Raw genomic sequence first — 16,775 nt, 5'->3', positions numbered from 1 at the left:
CTCATGGGAGCCCAGCTCCGGGTCTACAAGCGTCGCATCCGATCCGTCAGCGCGACCAAGAAGATCACGAAGGCGATGGAGATGATCGCCGCCTCGCGCGTCGTCAAGGCGCAGCGCAAGGTGGCGGCCTCCACGCCCTACGCGACCGAGCTCACTCGCGCGGTCACGGCGGTCGGCACCGGCTCGAACACCAAGCACCCGCTGACCACGCAGGCCGAGACGGTGACGCGGTCCGCGGTGCTGCTCCTGACGAGCGACCGCGGTCTGGCCGGCGCCTTCAACTCCAACGCGATCAAGGCGGCGGAGCAGCTGACGGCGCGGCTGGAGCGCGAGGGCAAGCAGGTCGACACGTACATCGTCGGCCGTCGTGGTGTCGCGCACTACAACTTCCGTGAGCGCAAGATCACGGAGTCGTGGACGGGCTTCACCGACGACCCGACGTACGCGGACGCCAAGAATGTCGCGGCTCCGTTGATCGAGGCCATCGAGAAGGAGACGGCGGACGGCGGCGTGGACGAACTCCACATCGTCTACACCGAGTTCGTCTCGATGATGACGCAGTCGGCGCTCGACGCCCGGCTGCTGCCGCTCAGCCTCGAGGAGGTGGCGGAGGAGTCGCACGGCAAGGGCGAGATCCTTCCGCTGTACGACTTCGAGCCCTCGGCGGAGGACGTCCTCGACGCCCTGCTGCCGCGCTACGTGGAGAGCCGTATCTACAACGCGCTGCTCCAGTCGGCCGCTTCGAAGCACGCCGCGACGCGGCGCGCGATGAAGTCGGCCACCGACAACGCCGGTGAGCTCATCGAGAGCCTCACCCGGCTTGCCAACGCGGCCCGCCAGGCCGAAATCACCCAGGAAATCAGCGAGATCGTCGGAGGCGCTAGCGCCCTGGCCGACGCGACCGCGGGGAGTGACTACTAATGACCACCACTGTTGAGACGGCCACGGCGACGGGCCGCGTCGCGCGGGTCATCGGCCCGGTCGTCGACGTGGAGTTCCCCGTCGACGCGATCCCGGACATCTACAACGCCCTCCACGTCGAGGTCCAGGACCCGGCGAAGGAGGGGGAGAAGCGGACGCTGACCCTCGAGGTCGCGCAGCACCTGGGCGACGGCCTGGTCCGCACCATCTCCATGCAGCCCACCGACGGTCTGGTCCGCCAGGCCGCGGTGGTCGACACCGGCGACGGCATCACCGTCCCGGTCGGCGACTTCACCAAGGGCAAGGTGTTCAACACCCTCGGTGAGGTGCTGAACGTCGACGAGACGTACGAGGGCGAGCGCTGGTCCATCCACCGCAAGGCCCCGAACTTCGACGAGCTCGAGTCGAAGACCGAGATGTTCGAGACCGGCGTCAAGGTCATCGACCTGCTGACCCCGTACGTCAAGGGCGGCAAGATCGGCCTGTTCGGCGGCGCCGGCGTCGGCAAGACGGTGCTCATCCAGGAGATGATCTACCGTGTCGCCAACAACCACGACGGTGTCTCCGTGTTCGCCGGTGTCGGTGAGCGCACCCGTGAGGGCAACGACCTCATCGAGGAAATGAGCGACTCGGGCGTCATCGACAAGACCGCGCTGGTCTTCGGTCAGATGGACGAGCCGCCGGGCACCCGTCTGCGGGTGGCCCTCGCGGGTCTGACGATGGCGGAGTACTTCCGCGACGTGCAGAAGCAGGACGTGCTGTTCTTCATCGACAACATCTTCCGCTTCACGCAGGCCGGTTCCGAGGTCTCCACCCTGCTCGGCCGTATGCCGTCCGCGGTGGGTTACCAGCCGAACCTGGCCGACGAGATGGGCCTCCTCCAGGAGCGCATCACCTCGACCCGCGGTCACTCGATCACCTCGATGCAGGCGATCTACGTCCCCGCCGACGACCTGACCGACCCGGCCCCGGCCACCACGTTCGCCCACCTCGACGCGACGACGGTTCTGTCCCGTCCGATCTCCGAGAAGGGCATCTACCCGGCCGTGGACCCGCTGGACTCCACGTCCCGCATCCTGGACCCGCGTTACATCGCGCAGGATCACTACAACGCCGCCATGCGCGTCAAGACGATCCTGCAGAAGTACAAGGACCTCCAGGACATCATCGCGATCCTCGGTATCGACGAGCTCGGCGAGGAGGACAAGCTCGTCGTCCACCGGGCCCGCCGTGTGGAGCGCTTCCTGTCCCAGAACACCCACGTCGCCAAGCAGTTCACCGGCGTCGACGGTTCGGACGTCCCGCTGGAGGAGTCGATCGCGGCCTTCAACGCGATCATCGACGGCGAGTACGACCACTTCCCGGAGCAGGCGTTCTTCATGTGCGGTGGCATCGAGGACCTGAAGAAGAACGCGAAGGAGCTGGGCGTCTCCTGACGGCCCCCTGTCACGGGCCCTCCCGGGTCCGCGACAGGACTGCCTCTTGGTGAGAGGGGTGGAGAAGCACCCCGTGGGCGCGTTCCCGCGGGGTGCGGTCCGCCCCTCTCCCCACGCCTACTAGAATTCAGACCAACACCCGGCAACCGCCGGGTGGTGACCCGAGGAGCCACCCTTGGCTGCTGAGCTGCACGTCGAGCTGGTCGCGGCCGACCGCAAGGTCTGGTCCGGCGAGGCCACCCTGGTCGTCGCGCGTACCACGTCCGGCGACATCGGCGTCATGCCCGGTCACCAGCCGCTGCTCGGTGTGCTGGAGTCGGGCCCGGTGACCATCCGTACGAGTGATGGTGGAACGGTCGTCGCCGCGGTGCACGGCGGTTTCATCTCGTTCGCGGACAACAAACTGTCGCTGCTGGCCGAGATCGCCGAACTGTCGGACGAGATCGACGTCCAGCGCGCGGAGCGGGCGCTCGAGCGCGCGAAGTCGGAGGCCGACGCCTCCGCGGAGCGCCGAGCGGACGTCCGACTGCGTGCGGCGGCGTCGAGCTGACCACAGCGCGTACGCAATGACGTGACACTCAGCCGCGGCTGGGACCGGAGCAATCCGGTCCCAGCCGCGGCTGAGGCAAATCGGGGTGTTTTTTCCGTTCCGTTACCTAGGAGACGAGGAGGTCGGTGCCGATGGTCCTCGCTCTGACTGTGTGCGGAATTGTCGTCGCTCTCGTGGTGGTGGGGCTGTTCGTCTTCGGTCTGCGCCGCAGGCTCATCCAGCGGTCGGGGGGCACCTTCGACTGCAGCCTGCGCTGGGACGTCCCGGAAAAACCCGACACCAACGGCAAGGGCTGGAGCTACGGCGTCGCCCGCTACAACGGCGACCGCGTCGAGTGGTACCGCGTCTTCTCCTACGCCCCGCGCCCGCGCCGCGTCCTTGAACGCTCGGCCATCGAGGTGGCGGGCCGGCGCAGCCCGGAGGGCGAGGAGGAACTGGCCCTGCTCTCCGACGCAGTGATCCTCGCCTGCCAGCACCGGGGCACCCGCCTGGAACTCGCGATGAGCGACGACGCGCTGACCGGCTTCCTCGCCTGGCTGGAGGCGGCCCCGCCGGGGCAGCGGGTGAACGTGGCGTAGCCGCGGCCGCTTCCCCCGGACGAAGCCGGGAGGAGCGACCGCGGCCCTGGTGGGGAAACCGTTCTACGACAGACTGCTGTTGATGGCGCTCACCAGTTCACCGTTGCTGGTGTCACCACTGAACTCCCAGAAGAACGCGCCGCCCAGACCCTGGGTCTTGGCCCACGCCATCTTGGTGCCGATGGTGGCCGGGGTGTCGTACGACCACCAGTTGCTGCCGCAGTGCGCGTACGCCGTGCCCGCGATGGTGCCGGTGACCGGGCAGGACGTCTTGAGCACCTTGTAGTCCTCGATGCCCGGCTCGTAGGTGCCGGGCGCCGCGCCGGTGGCCGTGCCGCCGGGGGCGTCCTGGGTGACGCCGGTCCAGCCGCGGCCGTAGAAGCCGATGCCGATCAGCAGTTTGCCGGCGGGGACGCCCGCCGCCTTGTACTTGGCGATCGCGTCGGCCGTGGTGTAGCCGGCCCGCGGGATACCGCTGTACGAGGTCAGCGGCGAGTGCGGGGCGGTGGGGCCCTGTGCGTCGAAGGCGCCGAAGAAGTCGTACGTCATCACGTTGTACCAGTTGACGTAGCTCGCGGCGCCCGCGTAGTCGGCCGCGTCGATCTTGCCGCCGGAGGAGCCGTCGGCCGTGACGGCCGCGGTGACCAGGGCGGAGGAGCCGAACTTGGCGCGCATCGCGGCCATCACGTTCTTCAGGGCAGCGGGCCCGCTGGTGTCGCAGGACAGACCGCAGGCGTTCGGATACTCCCAGTCGAGGTCGATGCCGTCGAAGACATCGGCCCAGCGGGGGTCCTTCACCAGGTCGTAGCAGGACTGGGCGAAGGCGGCCGGGTTCTTCGCCGCCTCGCCGAAGCCGCCGGACCAGGTCCATCCGCCGAACGACCACAGCACCTTGATGTTCGGGTACTTGGCCTTCAGCTGGCGCAGCTGGTTGAAGTTGCCGCGCAGGGGCTGGTCCCACGTGTCGGCGACGCCGCTGACGGACTGGTCGGCGGTGAACGCCTTGTCGTAGTCGGCGTAGGAGTCGCCGATCGCGCACTTGCCGCCGGTCACGTTGCCGAAGGCGTAGTTGATGTGCGTGATCTTCGCGGCCGAGCCGGACGTCACCAAGTTCTTCACGTTGTAGTTGCGGCCGTAGATGCCCCACTCGGTGAAGTAGCCGAGCTTGACCTTGTCCCCGGTGGTCGGCGGGGTCGTGGTGCCGCCCGTGGTGTGCACCGCGACCGCGCCGCTGACCGGGCCGGTCTGGTCGGCGGTGTCGCGGGCCTGGATCGTGTACGAGTAGTCGGTGCCGGCGCTCAGACCGGTGTCCGTGTACGACGTCGTCGTCACGGTGGCGACCTTGGTGCCGCCACGCAGCACGTCGTAGTTCTTGACGCCCTTGTCGTCGGTCGCCGCGCTCCAGGACAGCTTCACCGAGGTGTCCGTGATGGCGGAGGCGGTCGGTGTGCCGGGTGCGGAGGGCGGGTTGTCGCCGGGAACTGTGGTACCGCCGTCACAACCCGCGCCGTTGAGGGAACAGTTGCTCGGTGCCCCGGAACCGGCGCCGTTGAAGCCGAAGGAGACGGAGGCGCCGGGGGCGAGGGTGCCGTTGTAGGACTTGTTCTTGGCGGTCCAGTGGGTGCCGGAGTTCGTCACGTCCGCGTCCCACGCCGAGGTGACGGACGTGCCGGAGGGGAAGTCCCAGGTGATCGTCCAGGAACTGATGCTGGTGGTACCGGTGTTCTTCACGGTCCACTTGCCTTCGAAGCCGCTGCCCCAGTCCTGGGTCTTGGCGTAGGTGGCGGTGGCCGATGTGGCGGCGTGGGCGGGACCGGCGAGTCCCACCAGGCCGGCGAGCGGGAGCAGCAGGGTGGCGAGCCCTGCCGCGGCTCTGTGTCTGAAGCGCATTCCGCGCCTCCTTCGGTCGTTGTGCGCCAGGGGGTGTCAGGGGCATGACTGAGCCTTCACGCCCAAGTGCCGCGAGAATAGAAAGGTCTGGACCATCGGTCAATAGGTCTGGACCATCCGGCAGTTGGCGGGCGGGAACCCCGGTTTCCCCGCCCGCGCCCGGCTGCCGCCCGCTCGGAGCAGGGCCGTACGCTGACCGGACTGCAAGCGGATCCGGGAGGGGCGGATGAGTGAGGGCATACGCCCCGGAGCCGTGCTCGTCGTGGACGACGACGCGGCCATCCGCCGTTCGCTGGAGCGCGGACTTCGACTCGGCGGCTTCCGGGTCCGCACCGCGGGCAGCGGTCCCGAGGCGCTCGCGGCGATCCGGGACACACCCCCGGACGTGCTCGTCCTCGATGTGTCGATGCCCGGTATGAGCGGCATCGAGGTGTGCATCCGGCTCCGCGGCGACGGCCAGGACCTGCCCGTCCTCATGCTCTCCGCGCTCGACGAGACCGCCGACCGTATCGCCGGCCTCCAGGCGGGCGGCGACGACTACCTCGTCAAACCGTTCGCCCTGCAGGAGCTCGTACTGCGGCTGCACGCACTGCTGCGCCGCAGGCCGCCGGTGGATCACGACACGCTCCGGGTGGCGGACCTCGTGATCGACCCGGCGGCCCGTACCGCGCACCGGGGCGGCCGGCCGCTGGAGCTGACCCGGAGGGAGTTCGAACTCCTCGAAGTCCTCGCCCGCAACGCCGGTCTTGTCCTCACCCGCGACCAGCTCCTGGACCGGGTGTGGGGATACGACTTCGATGTGCGCACCGACGCGGTCGACACCTTCGTCAGCTATCTGCGGCGCAAGCTCGAGGGGCACGGCGGCAGGCGGCTCGTGCACACGGTACGCGGGGTGGGCTTCGTGCTGCGGGAGGAACCATGACGGACCGGGGCGCCCGGCGCACGCCGGCAGGGCCTGCGGGGGAGTCGGCATGAGGCTGTCCACACGCATCGGAATCGCCGTCGGACTCACCGTCCCGCTGCTCGTGCTCGCCTCCGGCTGGCTGCTGCTCCGCCTGGTCGCCCAGGATCTGCACCGGGAGGAGGACCGCCGGCTGCGCGAGCGGGCCGCGGCCGTGCTCCCGGACGCCCGCGCCCTGCTGCGTGCCACGGCGGCGGGCCGTTCGCAGGCGGCCGACACCAGGGAACGGCGGCTCTACAGCGCGGCACTCGACGTCGGCATACGCGTCGTCGGACCCAGCGCGACCTTCACCGGCGGACCGCAGCCCGCCGCCTCGGCGGCGCTGCCGGCGCGGGCCGCCGCACCGGTGACCGTGCGCCAGGCCGGGCACAGCTGGCGGGCGCTGTCCGTGCCGGTCGAGATCGCCCGCACCCACGGCACCCTCTGGGTGTTCCAGGCCGACACCGCCGACCGGACCCAGCTCCGGCTCGTACGACGACGTGTGGCCATGACGGCCCTGCTCGCCGCCCCCCTGTCCGGCCTGCTCGCCTGGGGCGTCGCCACCGGAGCCACCGGTCCGCTGCGCCGGCTCGGCCGCCGCACCGCGGGCCTCGACCCCCGTACGAGCACCACCCGGCTCCATCACGAGCACACCGGGGTGACAGAGGTGGACGACCTCGCGGACACCCTCGGGACGGTCCTGGCCCGCTACGACGAACAGGCCGCCCGCACCGGTGAGGCCCTGGAGACGGCGCGCTCCTTCTCCGCCGCGGCCTCGCACGAACTGCGCACGCCGCTGATGAGCATGGGCACCAACCTCGACATCCTCACGGGCCACCCGGACCTGCCGGAACCGGACCGCACGGAGGTCCTCGGCGATCTGTGCAACGAGCACGCCCGCCTCCTGGGCCTGCTGGTGATGCTGCGGGATCTGGGGCGCGGCGATCTGGTGGAGGCGGAGGCGTTCCGCACGGTGGACGTCGCGGAGAGCGCGGACGCGGCGGTCGCCGAGGCCGGGCGGCGTGATCCGCACGCCCGGATCACGCTGCGGGCCGAACCCGGGCTGACGGTGCACGGCTGGGAGCCCGGACTGCGGCTGCTGCTGGACAACCTGCTCGCCAACGCGCTGGCGCACGGACGGGACGCGCGGGGCGACGCATCGGTGGCGGTCGGCGTGCGGGGCAGCGGCACCGAGGTCGTGATCACGGTGGACGACCGCGGTCCCGGCGTGCCGCCCGAGGCGCGCGAGCGGATCTTCGAGCGGTTCCTGCGCGGGCCGGAGAGCGCCGGGTCGGGTCTCGGCCTGACCCTGGTCGCCCAGCAGGCGGCGCTGCACCGGGGGAGCGTCACGGTCGGGGACGGTCCGGACGGTGTCGGGGCGCGCTTCGAGGTGCGGCTGCCCCGGGTCGGCGGCGAGCTGCCCGACCGGCGGGACTGGCTGATCGGAGCAGCCGGGGCAAACCGGTCACAGAGTTCCCACAAAGTCGGTTCCTAGCCTCCGCGGCGGAGGACGGACGACGGGCCGTCCGGAACGGAGGCGGAGATGGACGCACGACGAGGGCGCCGCACCCTGCTCGCGGGACTGGCCGCGGCGGCGCTGCTGGCGACCGGAACCGGGGCGGCCGCGGCCGACAGCTCACCCGCGCCCGGGCCCACGGGTGACGGAGCGCACGCGTTGTGCAAGCGGGTGCCGAAGATCGACCGGCGTCTCGAGCGGGCGCTGAAGCGGCTCGACGGCGGAGTGGGCGTGCGCGGATCCGTCGCACGGCTCCAGCGGCGTCTGGACAACGCGAAGCAGGCGGACCACGACGAGATCGCCACGCTCCTCCAGGACCGGCTCACCTTCCGCAAGTCCCTGGTGCCGACGCTTCAGCAGCGTCAGAAGGACCTGGAGGGCGTCAAGAGCTGGTGCGCCGCCCACAACAACGGCAAGGCGGCGAGCTGATGCGGGCGCGCCGGGCGCTGTGCCGGGCGGTGCCCGCGGTGGTCCTCCTGGTGGGGCTCACCGCGGGCTGCGCCGGGAACCATGGCGCGGCGGCCACGCCGTCCTCGTCCGCGGCCCCCTCGGCGGAACCCTCCGGTCTCGCCGACGCGCAGAAGGCGGTGTCCGCCGCCGAGTCCGCGCTCGAGCGGGCCGACCAGGACGCCGCGCAGGACGACAGCGACCGCTGACGGGCCGGGGAGCGTCGTTCAGCGCTCCCCGCCCGGCACCCACAGCACGTCGCCGGTCTCCTTGTTCGCGTACCGGGCGAGGATGAACAGCAGATCGGAGAGCCGGTTGAGATAGGTCGCGGTCAGCGGGTTCATCACCTCGCCGTGGACCTCCAGAGCGGCCCAGGTGGAGCGCTCGGCCCGCCGTACGACCGTGCAGGCCTGGTGCAGCAGGGCGGCTCCCGGCGTGCCGCCGGGCAGGATGAACGAGCGCAGTTTCTCCAACTGCTCGAGGAACCGGTCGCAGTCCGCCTCCAGTCGGTCGACATAGAACTGCTCGACCCGCAGTGGCGGGAACTCGGGGTTCTCGACCACGGGCGTCGAAAGGTCCGCACCCACGTCGAACAGATCGTTCTGTACGCGGGTGAGGACCTTGACGACCACCTCGTCGAGTCCCCCCAGCGCGATCGCGGTGCCGATGACCGCGTTCGCCTCGTTGGCGTCCGCGTACGCGGCGATCCGCAGGTCGGTCTTAGGCACCCGGCTCATGTCGCCGAGGTGCGTCGTCCCGCTGTCGCCGGTCCGCGTGTAGATGCGCGTCAGATTGACCATGTGACCAGCGTAGTTACGCTCCGGCGGTCCGGAACACCGGTGTGCCCACCGTCACGGCGGGTGTCGCGAGGCCGGTGGCGACCGGCGCCCCGCACGGTTTGACCGCCGTCGTGCGGTAGCCGGGGTACGCGTCCCGGACCGCGTCCACCGGACAGCGGAACGGCATCGGGTGGGACGGCCCGCCCGGCCGGGGGCCCAGGAACGTCGGCAGAAGCGGCCCGGAAGGCGGCACGAGCGGCATCGTCGTCGCGTTGACGACGGGTGCGTACCCCTGCGGGGTGCCCTCCTCCATGGCAGTGCGTACGACAGGGGGGCGAGCGGGACGGCCGGCGGCGCCACGAGGACGATGCCGATCACCATCCTCGCGAGCGATGCCCGGGCTCTTCTCGAAGACGATCGAGAATCCGGCGAACGCGGCATCGAAGAAGACGAGTTGGAGCTGCGGAACCGGTACCGGCGCCTGCCAGGAGCTGCTCCCCGACGCCGGCGCGCCAGGCCGGTGAGCAGCAGGCCGCATCAACCGGGTGCACCGGACGGTGACGGCCGTCGTCGACCGGGAGACGACGGCCTGCCGCAATCCGGACGAAGTGTCCCGCGAGGCCATGGTGCTTCTCGACCGCATCGAGGAGCTGTTGAGCGACAAGGTGCCCAACTACGCCGTCCGGGCCCAGGAATGACCCGTGCCGGTGTGATGTCCGTCATGTGAGACGTGACGCGCATTACTAACTGCTCACACAGCCCCCCACGAGCGCTAGGGTCCGGCCGAGAGGCATACGTAGCGCGTCAGGGGAGTCGCACAGTGGCACGGAAGCTTGCCGTCATCGGAGCCGGACTCATGGGTTCCGGTATCGCCCAGGTATCGGCTCAGGCCGGTTGGGACGTCGTCCTGCGTGATGTCACCCAGGAGGCGCTGACGCGTGGCACGGACGCCATCAAGGCCTCGTACGACAAGTTCGTGAGCAAGGGCAGGCTGGAGGCGCACGACGCCGACGCGGCGCTCGCCCGCATCACCCCGACCACCGACCTCGACGCCGCGGCCGACGCGGACGTCGTCATCGAAGCGGTCTTCGAGAAGCTCGAGGTCAAGCACGAGATCTTCCGGACTCTGGACAAGCTCGTCCGTGAGGACGCCGTGCTCGCCTCCAACACCTCCGCCATCCCGATCACCAAGATCGCGGCGGCCACCGAGCACCCGGAGCGGGTCGTCGGTGTGCACTTCTTCTCGCCGGTGCCGATGATGCAGCTCGTCGAGCTGGTCCGGGGGTACAAGACGAGCGACTCGACCCTCGCCACCGCCCGGGAGTTCGCCGAGTCCGTGGGCAAGACCTGCATCGTCGTCAACCGCGACGTGGCCGGGTTCGTGACGACCCGTCTCATCTCGGCGCTCGTCGTCGAGGCGACCAAGCTCTACGAGTCGGGCGTGGCCACCGCCGAGGACATCGACCTCGCCTGCAAGCTGGGGTTCGGCCACGCCATGGGTCCGCTGGCCACCGCCGACCTCACGGGCGTCGACATCCTGCTGCACGCCACCAGCAACATCTACACCGAGTCCCAGGACGAGAAGTTCGCTCCGCCGGAGCTGATGCGCCGGATGGTTGACGCCGGTGACTTCGGCCGCAAGAGCGGGCAGGGGTTCTACACGTACTGAATCCGCACGCACCTCTGGGGCCTCACCCCGTGGGGTGAATTCGGTATCGGTTCGCTTACAGACGGCAACCAGATCGTCCTTGGGGCAGTCAGAAGTTGCACAACCACAACGCGGAGTAGGAACGACGCACTCTCGGGGAGCGCATATGCACATCAGGGGCGACCACGCCGGGGTGGTCGTCGGGGGCCGCCTCGACGTCCACAGCGCGGCGGACGCCCGTACGGTCCTGCATGCGGCCGTCGACGACGGAGTCGGCGACCTGATCCTCGACCTGTCCGAGCTGGACTCCTGGGACGCCACCGGACTCGGGGTGATCATGGGAGTCCATCGGAGGGCCGGACGGTGCGGACGGCGGCTGGTGCTGCGCGGCGTGCCGGCCCAGATGCAGCGTCTGCTGGTGGCCACCCGGCTGCACCGGATCCTGGCCATCGAGGGCGGCATCGGGGTGGAGTCCCTCCCCCGGGTGTGAGCGAGGAGTGCGGCGCGTCACGGGAGTGAACGCTGACGAAACGCACGTCGCGCGCAATCCTCACGAGACTGTGATGTCTCGGACGGCGCGGTACCCCGGCTTGTCAGAGATACTGTGCGAAGGTTTAGGGTTCGGCTGCCCGCCGCCCGACACCCCAGAGCGGGCACCGGACCAGAAGCGACAGCGCAGTGTGCAGCGAGGCCGGGGGGGCTCAGGCACACGACGCTTTTGGGGGGCTAGGACCTATGGACCCGAACAACACGGGACCCGAGGAGTACGGCCACGACGGCGCCGGAGACACGCCGCGTCAGCGCCCGCCGCGGGATCCCATGACGCCGGACTTCGGACAGCCGGTACCCGCGCTCGTGCGAACCGTCGAGCTGGTGTCCGGCGATCTGCTGCTGACCGTCAACCCTGTCGACGGCAGCGAGATAGAAGTCCGGCCGCCGGAGGGAACCCCGGGGTCCGGGCGGCCGGTGAAGTACACCACGGCTGAACGGGCCACGCGCGCCGCCGCCGCCCGGCCGCCGGTACCCGCGGGGTCCGTCCAGCGGCCGCCGGCGCTGCTGGAGCGCCAGGACGAACGCGAGCGACTGGTGAGGCTCCTCGCCCGTGGACGCTCGGTCCGTCTCACCGGACCCGCCGGCTCCGGGCGCAGCGCCCTGCTGGACGTCGTCGCCGAGGACTGCTCGGACCTCGCGCCCGACGGCGTGGTGCGCCTGTCCGGCAACCGCCGCACCGCGAGCGACCTCCTGTACGAACTGTTCGCCGCCGTCTACCGGGCACCCCTGTACCGCCCGGGACTCCAGGAACTGCTCCAGTACGTCCACGAGATCGGCGCCGTCGTCGTCCTGGACGACCTGGAGATCGGCGGCAGCGCGCTGGACGAACTGCTCGACGCGACGCCCGAGTGCGCGTTCCTGCTGTCCGCCACGCCCGACGTGCCGGCACCCTCGACCGACTCGCATGTGGAGGAGGTCTTCCTCGGCGGTCTCGACCGTGCGGGCGGTGTGGAACTGCTCGAGCAGGCGGTCGGCCGCGAGCTCAGCGAGGAGGAGTCCAACTGGGCGGGCGATCTGTGGTTCGAGTCCGAAGGGCTGCCGCTGCGCTTCGTGCAGGCGGGGGCCCTGCTGCGGCAGCGTGAGCGGCAGCAGGCCGACGAGAGCGCCGTGGACGAGTTCGGTGTCTTCGAGGACGTCCCGGTGGACGCGCCCTTCGACGCCGGGGACGGCAACGACGTCCCGCTGCCCTCGCTCGCCGAGGCCGCCGCGGCCGCCCCGCTGCTCGCCTCGCGGCTGAGCGCGTCGGCGCGCGAGACCCTGAAGTTCGCGGTCGCACTCGGCGGCGAGGTGCCCCACCAGACGCATCTGCCGGCCCTCGTCGACGACACCCACGCGGACGCGGCGCTCGCCGAACTCGTGGGCTGCGCGCTGGTCTCCCCGGTCGGCTCCCACTACCGGCTCGCGGCCGGGGTGCTCACCCAGCTGGAGGCCGCCGGGTACACCACCGGCGCCGAGGAGTACGCGCTCAAGGCCGGCCGGCACTACGCCTGGTGGGCGGGACACCCCTCCGTCACGCCGGAGAGGGTCTCGGCGGAGGCCGACGCCGTGCTGGCCGCACTGACCGCCCTGGTACCGAACACCACGCCGCCGGAGGGCGACGAGGAGGCCCCCGCCGTCGAGCTGGCCCGGCAGGCGGCCCCCGCGTTCGCCGCAGGGCTGCAGTGGGGCGCCTGGGAGCGGGCGCTGCGGGCCGGGGCCGAGGCGTCCCAGCTCTCCGGCGAGGTCGGCGAACAGGCGTACTTCCACCATGAGTTGGGCATACTCGCGCTCTGCGGCGGACAGCTGGACCGGGCCCGCGCCGAGCTGGAGGCATCCATCGGGCTGCGCGGCGCCCTCTCCGACAAGCGGGGCGCGGTCGCCGGACGGCGTGCCCTCGCGCTGGTGACCGACCGTTCCGGGACGACGCCGGCCGGCGGGCGGACCGCGGCGGGCGAGGAGGTGTCGGACGCACGGCACGAGGAGTCGGCGTCGCCGCCCGGCGGCGTACCGGCCGGCTTCATGCTGCCCGCCCCGGCCGGGGACACGGCCACGCTCGTCACACACCGGGCCGCGAACGAGCCCGGGGGCGGCACCGCGGGCGCAACCGCGCCCAAGGGCCTGCGGGGCGTGGTGAAGGGCACCCGGCGCAACCTCGTGGCCGCGGGCGCCGGCGCGGCGCTGGCTGCCCTGCTCGGTACGGTCGTGACGCTCGGCATGACATCCAACAACGACCCGAACGCCCCCTCCGACAACGTCCGTGTGGGTCCCTCGGCCAGCCAGGGCGCGGACGACGACGGCCTCGGAGCGGCCAAGGTGGACAAGGGTGATGACGGAGACGCCTCCGGCACCGCCAAACCGCCGACACCGACGGATCCCGGCCCGGACGGAACGTACGGCACGTCCGACGACCCGACGCCGACCAGCACGAGCGGGCTCCCGGTCGACGAACCCACGGGGACGAAGGGGTCGAAGCCTACGAAGTCGACGAAGCCGTCGTCTCCGAAGCCCTCGGTATCGACCACGTCGAAGCCGCCCACCTCGCCGGAGCCGCCGAACAGTCCGTCGTCGACGCCTAGCGGGTCGGACCCCACCGGGCCCACGGGCGAGCCGTCGGACCCGCCGAGCACCACGTCCTCGGCCAGCGGTCCCGCCTCCTCCAGCGCCCCCGCCACCGTAACCAGCTCCGCGAGCGTCCCGGAGGGCACCGACCCGGGTGCGCCGTCGGGCACGGGCACGGTGATCTGAGGCCACCGTCCGTACGACAGAGGCCGGGTCCGCACCGCGGGCCCGGCCTTCGCCGTCGTCGTACCGCCCTCAGAACAGCCGCAGCTTGTCGTCCTCGATGCCCCGCAGCGCGTCGTAGTCCAGGACCACGCAGCCGATGCCGCGGTCCGTGGCGAGCACACGGGCCTGCGGCTTGATCTCCTGGGCCGCGAAGATGCCGCGGACCGGGGCGAGATGGGGGTCCCGGTTCAGCAGTTCCAGGTAGCGGGTGAGCTGTTCCACACCGTCGATCTCGCCCCGCCGCTTGATCTCCACGGCGACGGTCCCGCCCTGGGCGTCCCGGCACAGGATGTCCACCGGCCCGATCGCCGTCATGTACTCGCGCCGGATGAGCGTGTAGCCGTCGCCGAGTGTCTCGATGCGGTCGGCGAGCAGCTCCTGCAGGTGCGCTTCCACGCCGTCCTTGATCAGGCCCGGATCCACGCCCAGTTCGTGCGAGGAGTCGTGGAGGACCTCCTCCATCGTGATGATCAGTTTCTCGCCCGCCTTGTTGACGACGGTCCAGACACCCGCCTCGTCGCCCTCGCCCTCCTTCAGGGTGCAGGGCGGCGACATCCAGTTGAGGGGCTTGTAGGCCCGGTCGTCCGCGTGGATGGAGACGCTGCCGTCCGCCTTCACGAGGATCAGACGGGGTGCGGACGGAAGGTGAGCGGTGAGACGGCCCGCGTAGTCGACGGAACACCGGGCAATGACGAGACGCATGGTCGGCAACGCTACTCGACGCCGTGGCCCCGGCGCGATTCGCCCTCGTGAGCCGCCGGCACCGTTCGCGCCGCCCGTCCGTTCCCCGTGATCTCTCGGCCGTTTCCCGTGCGTTGCGTCGGGGTGGCACAGCCATGCCTCCGTGCCCGGTTCATGGGCCTCTCACACGGGCTTCGGGGGCTCCTGGGCGCTGCCCCGGGGGGCCCTCCCTTTCTTCCGGGATGCCCCTGTTCGTCAGTGGCTTGTTGTGTGCCTGGTGGGAGTTCGCGGTATGTGCATTCTCCTGGTGCCGTCACGGTCCGTTGCTTACCGTAGTAAACGGGAGGTCGCGCGGTGTGTACTCAGCGTGTTCGGCACCACGGGCCTCCCTTCCCTGTCCGTCAACCCCTGTTGTCTTGGGGTGCGAGAGGAGTACCCATGTCGCTCGACGTCTCACCGGCCCTACTCGAACAGGCCGAGCGAGGCGAGGTCGACGAAGCCGATTTCGTCGACTGCGTCCGGACCTCCCTGCCCTATGCGTGGGAGATGATCAGCTCCCTGGTGGCCCAGCTGAAGGTGGACGGCGGAGAGTTCGCCGACAACCAGACGCCCCCGCCGGACGAGCAGGCACGTGGACAGCTGCTGCGTGCGCTCGCGAGTGACGCGATACGCGGCGCCCTGCAGCGGCACTTCGGAGTGCGCCTGGCCTTCCAGAACTGCCACCGGGTGGCGGTGTTCCCGCTGGACTCCTCGGTGGACGACACACTGGCGCGCTTCACCTCGGTCCGCAATCAGCTGCTCAACCAGTCGCCGGAACTTCGCGACTGCTGACGCGCGCGAGGCCGCCACGCTTGCCGCTCCGTACACGGGAGGTGCATCTGTACCGGAGCGGCAAGCTCTCCCGCCAGGCCGGATGACGGGCCCGGTCCGGCGGTTCACCGGAGCCGGGGGAGTACCTCGGCACCCAGCCTGCGCACGTTCTCCTCCGTCGCCGCGAGGTCGCCCGAGCCCTCGACGAGCAGGGCGAAGCGCGCGATGCCGGTTCGCTCCGCGGTCGCCGTCAGCCGATCGACGCACAACCGCGGGGTGCCCACCGGATGCAGCGCGCTGAGCAGTTCGGTGTAGGCCAGCGGGTCCCGCATCGAGCGGGCCCGGCCGTCCACCGTCACATGGGCGTCGAGCCCCCGTTTCAGCCAACCCGGCATCGCCTTCGTCAGCGTCTCCACCGCGTCGGTGCGCCGGTCGGCGATCTGGCAGACGCCGGCCGAGACATGGCCCGCTCCGGCGATCACATCGCCGTCGACCCCGGCCGTGCGCGCGAACTGCCGCCACAGTGCGACCATTTCCGACTTCTCCTCGTCCCCGACGTGCATACCGAGAAGCATCGGCAGTCCCCGCTCGGCGGCCAGCCGTACGCTCGAGGGAGAGGTGCAGGCGACCACGACCTCGGGGCCCTGGGCCTCGCTGAGCGACTCCGACGGACGCGGGACCACGGGGACCTCGCGGAAGCTGAATCGTTCACCCGTGGCGGCGACGGACGGTTCACGCAGCCAGCGCACCAGCAGATCGAGTGATTCCGGGAATCCGGTCTCATAGGCCCCGAGGCCCGAGCCGAAGACCTCCAGGTCCACCCAGGGCCCGCCGCGCCCGACCCCGAGCGAGAGCCGTCCGCCCGAGACCACGTGAAGCAGCGCCGCCTGCTCGCCGAGCGCCACCGGGTGGGCGGTGGGCAGGACGCTCACCGCCGTGCCGACCCTGATCCGGCTGGTGCGGCCCAGGAGGTGGGCCGCGAGTGTGATCGCCGACGGGCAGGTCCCGTAGGGCACGAAGTGGTGCTCGGCCAGCCACACCGTGTCCAGGCCCGCTTCCTCGGCGACTTCGGCCGACCGCACCGCGCGGTGCAGCGCCTCCCCCTGGCCCTGTCCCGGAAACTGGGCGGCCAGTACAAAACTTCCTACGCGCATCGCACTTCCTGCTTTCCTGGCTCCGACGCGGAGCTCCCCCACCCGGCATAACTGCCTGACATGTGCCCAAGTCACGGCTGGACGGCAGGATTTGCGGATTGTCTGCAGAA

Annotated in this window: 19 protein-coding genes; 14 read left to right on the top strand and 5 right to left on the bottom strand. The window is 70.7% G+C overall.

Translation table 11 applies throughout. The features are described 5' to 3' along the window. The first annotated feature begins 3 nt into the window (after positions 1-3). From RCR19_RS12240 to RCR19_RS12225, 4 genes are all read left to right on the top strand, one after another. Positions 4-921, top strand: coding sequence for a F0F1 ATP synthase subunit gamma (locus RCR19_RS12240; RefSeq protein WP_059130013.1), 918 nt, complete (start codon positions 4-6; stop codon positions 919-921). Further along, positions 921-2,357 (top strand): F0F1 ATP synthase subunit beta, encoded by a 1,437-nt coding sequence (gene atpD, locus RCR19_RS12235; RefSeq protein ID WP_331265167.1) that lies wholly within the window; start codon positions 921-923, stop codon positions 2,355-2,357. Before RCR19_RS12240 ends, atpD begins: the two co-directional genes overlap by 1 nt. Positions 2,358-2,532: 175 nt before the next feature. Then, entirely contained in the window at positions 2,533-2,907 is a 375-nt protein-coding gene (locus RCR19_RS12230; RefSeq protein ID WP_059130015.1) for a F0F1 ATP synthase subunit epsilon, read from the top strand. Between the two features lie 131 nt (positions 2,908-3,038). Further along, positions 3,039-3,485 carry a DUF2550 domain-containing protein gene (locus RCR19_RS12225; RefSeq protein ID WP_059130016.1) on the top strand — a complete coding sequence of 149 codons (447 nt, stop codon included), beginning with the start codon at positions 3,039-3,041 and terminating at the stop codon, positions 3,483-3,485. A 63-nt stretch (positions 3,486-3,548) separates the two neighbouring features. On the opposite strand, the gene RCR19_RS12220 is transcribed toward RCR19_RS12225, so the two are convergent. Further along, positions 3,549-5,375, bottom strand: coding sequence for a glycoside hydrolase family 18 chitinase (locus RCR19_RS12220; protein ID WP_331265166.1), 1,827 nt, complete (start codon positions 5,373-5,375; stop codon positions 3,549-3,551). Positions 5,376-5,601: 226 nt separating this feature from the next. Between RCR19_RS12220 and RCR19_RS12215 the strand changes: the two genes are divergently transcribed. Genes RCR19_RS12215 through RCR19_RS12200 form a run of 4 tightly spaced genes read left to right on the top strand, consistent with a single transcriptional unit; the run spans position 5,602 to position 8,487 of the window. Then, on the top strand, positions 5,602-6,297 hold the full coding sequence (locus RCR19_RS12215) for a response regulator transcription factor (RefSeq protein ID WP_331265165.1): 696 nt from the start codon (positions 5,602-5,604) through the stop codon (positions 6,295-6,297). A gap of 49 nt (positions 6,298-6,346) precedes the next feature. Beyond that, entirely contained in the window at positions 6,347-7,810 is a 1,464-nt protein-coding gene (locus RCR19_RS12210) for a HAMP domain-containing sensor histidine kinase (protein WP_331265164.1), read from the top strand. Positions 7,811-7,858: 48 nt separating this feature from the next. After that, positions 7,859-8,260 (top strand): hypothetical protein, encoded by a 402-nt coding sequence (locus tag RCR19_RS12205; protein ID WP_331265163.1) that lies wholly within the window; start codon positions 7,859-7,861, stop codon positions 8,258-8,260. Further along, on the top strand, positions 8,260-8,487 hold the full coding sequence (locus RCR19_RS12200; RefSeq protein ID WP_331265162.1) for a hypothetical protein: 228 nt from the start codon (positions 8,260-8,262) through the stop codon (positions 8,485-8,487). The genes RCR19_RS12205 and RCR19_RS12200 overlap by 1 nt, the downstream gene beginning before the upstream one ends. Before the next feature lie 18 nt (positions 8,488-8,505). Here RCR19_RS12200 and RCR19_RS12195 read toward each other — a convergent pair whose 3' ends face one another. Both RCR19_RS12195 and RCR19_RS12190 read right to left on the bottom strand, forming a co-directional pair. Beyond that, positions 8,506-9,078 (bottom strand): cob(I)yrinic acid a,c-diamide adenosyltransferase, encoded by a 573-nt coding sequence (locus tag RCR19_RS12195; protein WP_331265161.1) that lies wholly within the window; start codon positions 9,076-9,078, stop codon positions 8,506-8,508. 13 nt (positions 9,079-9,091) lie between these two features. Further along, positions 9,092-9,370: a hypothetical protein gene (locus tag RCR19_RS12190; RefSeq protein WP_331265160.1), complete on the bottom strand. Its 279-nt coding sequence runs from the start codon at positions 9,368-9,370 to the stop codon at positions 9,092-9,094. 79 nt (positions 9,371-9,449) lie between these two features. Between RCR19_RS12190 and RCR19_RS12185 the strand changes: the two genes are divergently transcribed. The 5 genes from RCR19_RS12185 to RCR19_RS12165 all read left to right on the top strand — a co-directional run bounded on the left by RCR19_RS12185 (position 9,450) and on the right by RCR19_RS12165 (position 13,981). Continuing rightward, positions 9,450-9,581, top strand: a complete 132-nt coding sequence (locus tag RCR19_RS12185; RefSeq protein ID WP_331265159.1) for a hypothetical protein — start codon at positions 9,450-9,452, stop codon at positions 9,579-9,581. Between the two features lie 33 nt (positions 9,582-9,614). Then, complete coding sequence (locus RCR19_RS12180; protein ID WP_331265158.1) at positions 9,615-9,755, top strand: hypothetical protein; 141 nt, start codon at positions 9,615-9,617, stop codon at positions 9,753-9,755. Between the two features lie 122 nt (positions 9,756-9,877). Continuing rightward, positions 9,878-10,726, top strand: a complete 849-nt coding sequence (locus RCR19_RS12175) for a 3-hydroxyacyl-CoA dehydrogenase family protein (RefSeq protein ID WP_331265157.1) — start codon at positions 9,878-9,880, stop codon at positions 10,724-10,726. 145 nt (positions 10,727-10,871) lie between these two features. Next, the gene (locus RCR19_RS12170; RefSeq protein ID WP_059130024.1) at positions 10,872-11,195 is read left to right on the top strand and encodes an STAS domain-containing protein; all 324 of its coding nucleotides are present in this window, start codon (positions 10,872-10,874) and stop codon (positions 11,193-11,195) included. Positions 11,196-11,440: 245 nt separating this feature from the next. Next, positions 11,441-13,981, top strand: coding sequence for an ATP-binding protein (locus tag RCR19_RS12165; RefSeq protein WP_331265156.1), 2,541 nt, complete (start codon positions 11,441-11,443; stop codon positions 13,979-13,981). Positions 13,982-14,050: 69 nt separating this feature from the next. On the opposite strand, the gene nucS is transcribed toward RCR19_RS12165, so the two are convergent. After that, the gene (gene nucS, locus RCR19_RS12160; RefSeq protein WP_331265155.1) at positions 14,051-14,722 is read right to left on the bottom strand and encodes an endonuclease NucS; all 672 of its coding nucleotides are present in this window, start codon (positions 14,720-14,722) and stop codon (positions 14,051-14,053) included. A gap of 417 nt (positions 14,723-15,139) precedes the next feature. Between nucS and RCR19_RS12155 the strand changes: the two genes are divergently transcribed. Then, positions 15,140-15,532 carry an SCO5389 family protein gene (locus RCR19_RS12155; RefSeq protein ID WP_059130027.1) on the top strand — a complete coding sequence of 131 codons (393 nt, stop codon included), beginning with the start codon at positions 15,140-15,142 and terminating at the stop codon, positions 15,530-15,532. 104 nt (positions 15,533-15,636) lie between these two features. Here the strand turns inward: RCR19_RS12155 and RCR19_RS12150 are convergent, their stop codons facing one another. Further along, entirely contained in the window at positions 15,637-16,665 is a 1,029-nt protein-coding gene (locus tag RCR19_RS12150) for an LLM class flavin-dependent oxidoreductase (RefSeq protein ID WP_331265154.1), read from the bottom strand. Between the last annotated feature and the right edge of the window lie 110 nt (positions 16,666-16,775).

This window comes from Streptomyces sp. WAC07094, assembly GCF_036320405.1.
GTDB lineage: Bacteria > Actinomycetota > Actinomycetes > Streptomycetales > Streptomycetaceae > Streptomyces > Streptomyces lannensis.
The sequence above is the reverse complement of the archived record's forward strand: the minus strand, read 5'-3'. Positions and strand labels throughout refer to the sequence as shown.

Excerpts from the sequence above, each read along its gene's own strand:
- RCR19_RS12240 (WP_059130013.1), top strand. The coding sequence starts at position 4 with ATGGGAGCCCAGCTCCGGGTCTACAAGCGTCGCATCCGATCCGTCAGC.
- atpD (WP_331265167.1), top strand. The coding sequence starts at position 921 with ATGACCACCACTGTTGAGACGGCCACGGCGACGGGCCGCGTCGCGCGG.
- RCR19_RS12225 (WP_059130016.1), top strand. The coding sequence starts at position 3,039 with ATGGTCCTCGCTCTGACTGTGTGCGGAATTGTCGTCGCTCTCGTGGTG.
- RCR19_RS12220 (WP_331265166.1), bottom strand. The coding sequence starts at position 5,375 with ATGCGCTTCAGACACAGAGCCGCGGCAGGGCTCGCCACCCTGCTGCTC.
- RCR19_RS12215 (WP_331265165.1), top strand. The coding sequence starts at position 5,602 with ATGAGTGAGGGCATACGCCCCGGAGCCGTGCTCGTCGTGGACGACGAC.
- RCR19_RS12210 (WP_331265164.1), top strand. The coding sequence starts at position 6,347 with ATGAGGCTGTCCACACGCATCGGAATCGCCGTCGGACTCACCGTCCCG.
- RCR19_RS12205 (WP_331265163.1), top strand. The coding sequence starts at position 7,859 with ATGGACGCACGACGAGGGCGCCGCACCCTGCTCGCGGGACTGGCCGCG.
- RCR19_RS12200 (WP_331265162.1), top strand. The coding sequence starts at position 8,260 with ATGCGGGCGCGCCGGGCGCTGTGCCGGGCGGTGCCCGCGGTGGTCCTC.
- RCR19_RS12195 (WP_331265161.1), bottom strand. The coding sequence starts at position 9,078 with ATGGTCAATCTGACGCGCATCTACACGCGGACCGGCGACAGCGGGACG.
- RCR19_RS12190 (WP_331265160.1), bottom strand. The coding sequence starts at position 9,370 with ATGGAGGAGGGCACCCCGCAGGGGTACGCACCCGTCGTCAACGCGACG.
- RCR19_RS12185 (WP_331265159.1), top strand. The coding sequence starts at position 9,450 with ATGCCCGGGCTCTTCTCGAAGACGATCGAGAATCCGGCGAACGCGGCA.
- RCR19_RS12170 (WP_059130024.1), top strand. The coding sequence starts at position 10,872 with ATGCACATCAGGGGCGACCACGCCGGGGTGGTCGTCGGGGGCCGCCTC.
- RCR19_RS12165 (WP_331265156.1), top strand. The coding sequence starts at position 11,441 with ATGGACCCGAACAACACGGGACCCGAGGAGTACGGCCACGACGGCGCC.
- nucS (WP_331265155.1), bottom strand. The coding sequence starts at position 14,722 with ATGCGTCTCGTCATTGCCCGGTGTTCCGTCGACTACGCGGGCCGTCTC.
- RCR19_RS12155 (WP_059130027.1), top strand. The coding sequence starts at position 15,140 with ATGTCGCTCGACGTCTCACCGGCCCTACTCGAACAGGCCGAGCGAGGC.
- RCR19_RS12150 (WP_331265154.1), bottom strand. The coding sequence starts at position 16,665 with ATGCGCGTAGGAAGTTTTGTACTGGCCGCCCAGTTTCCGGGACAGGGC.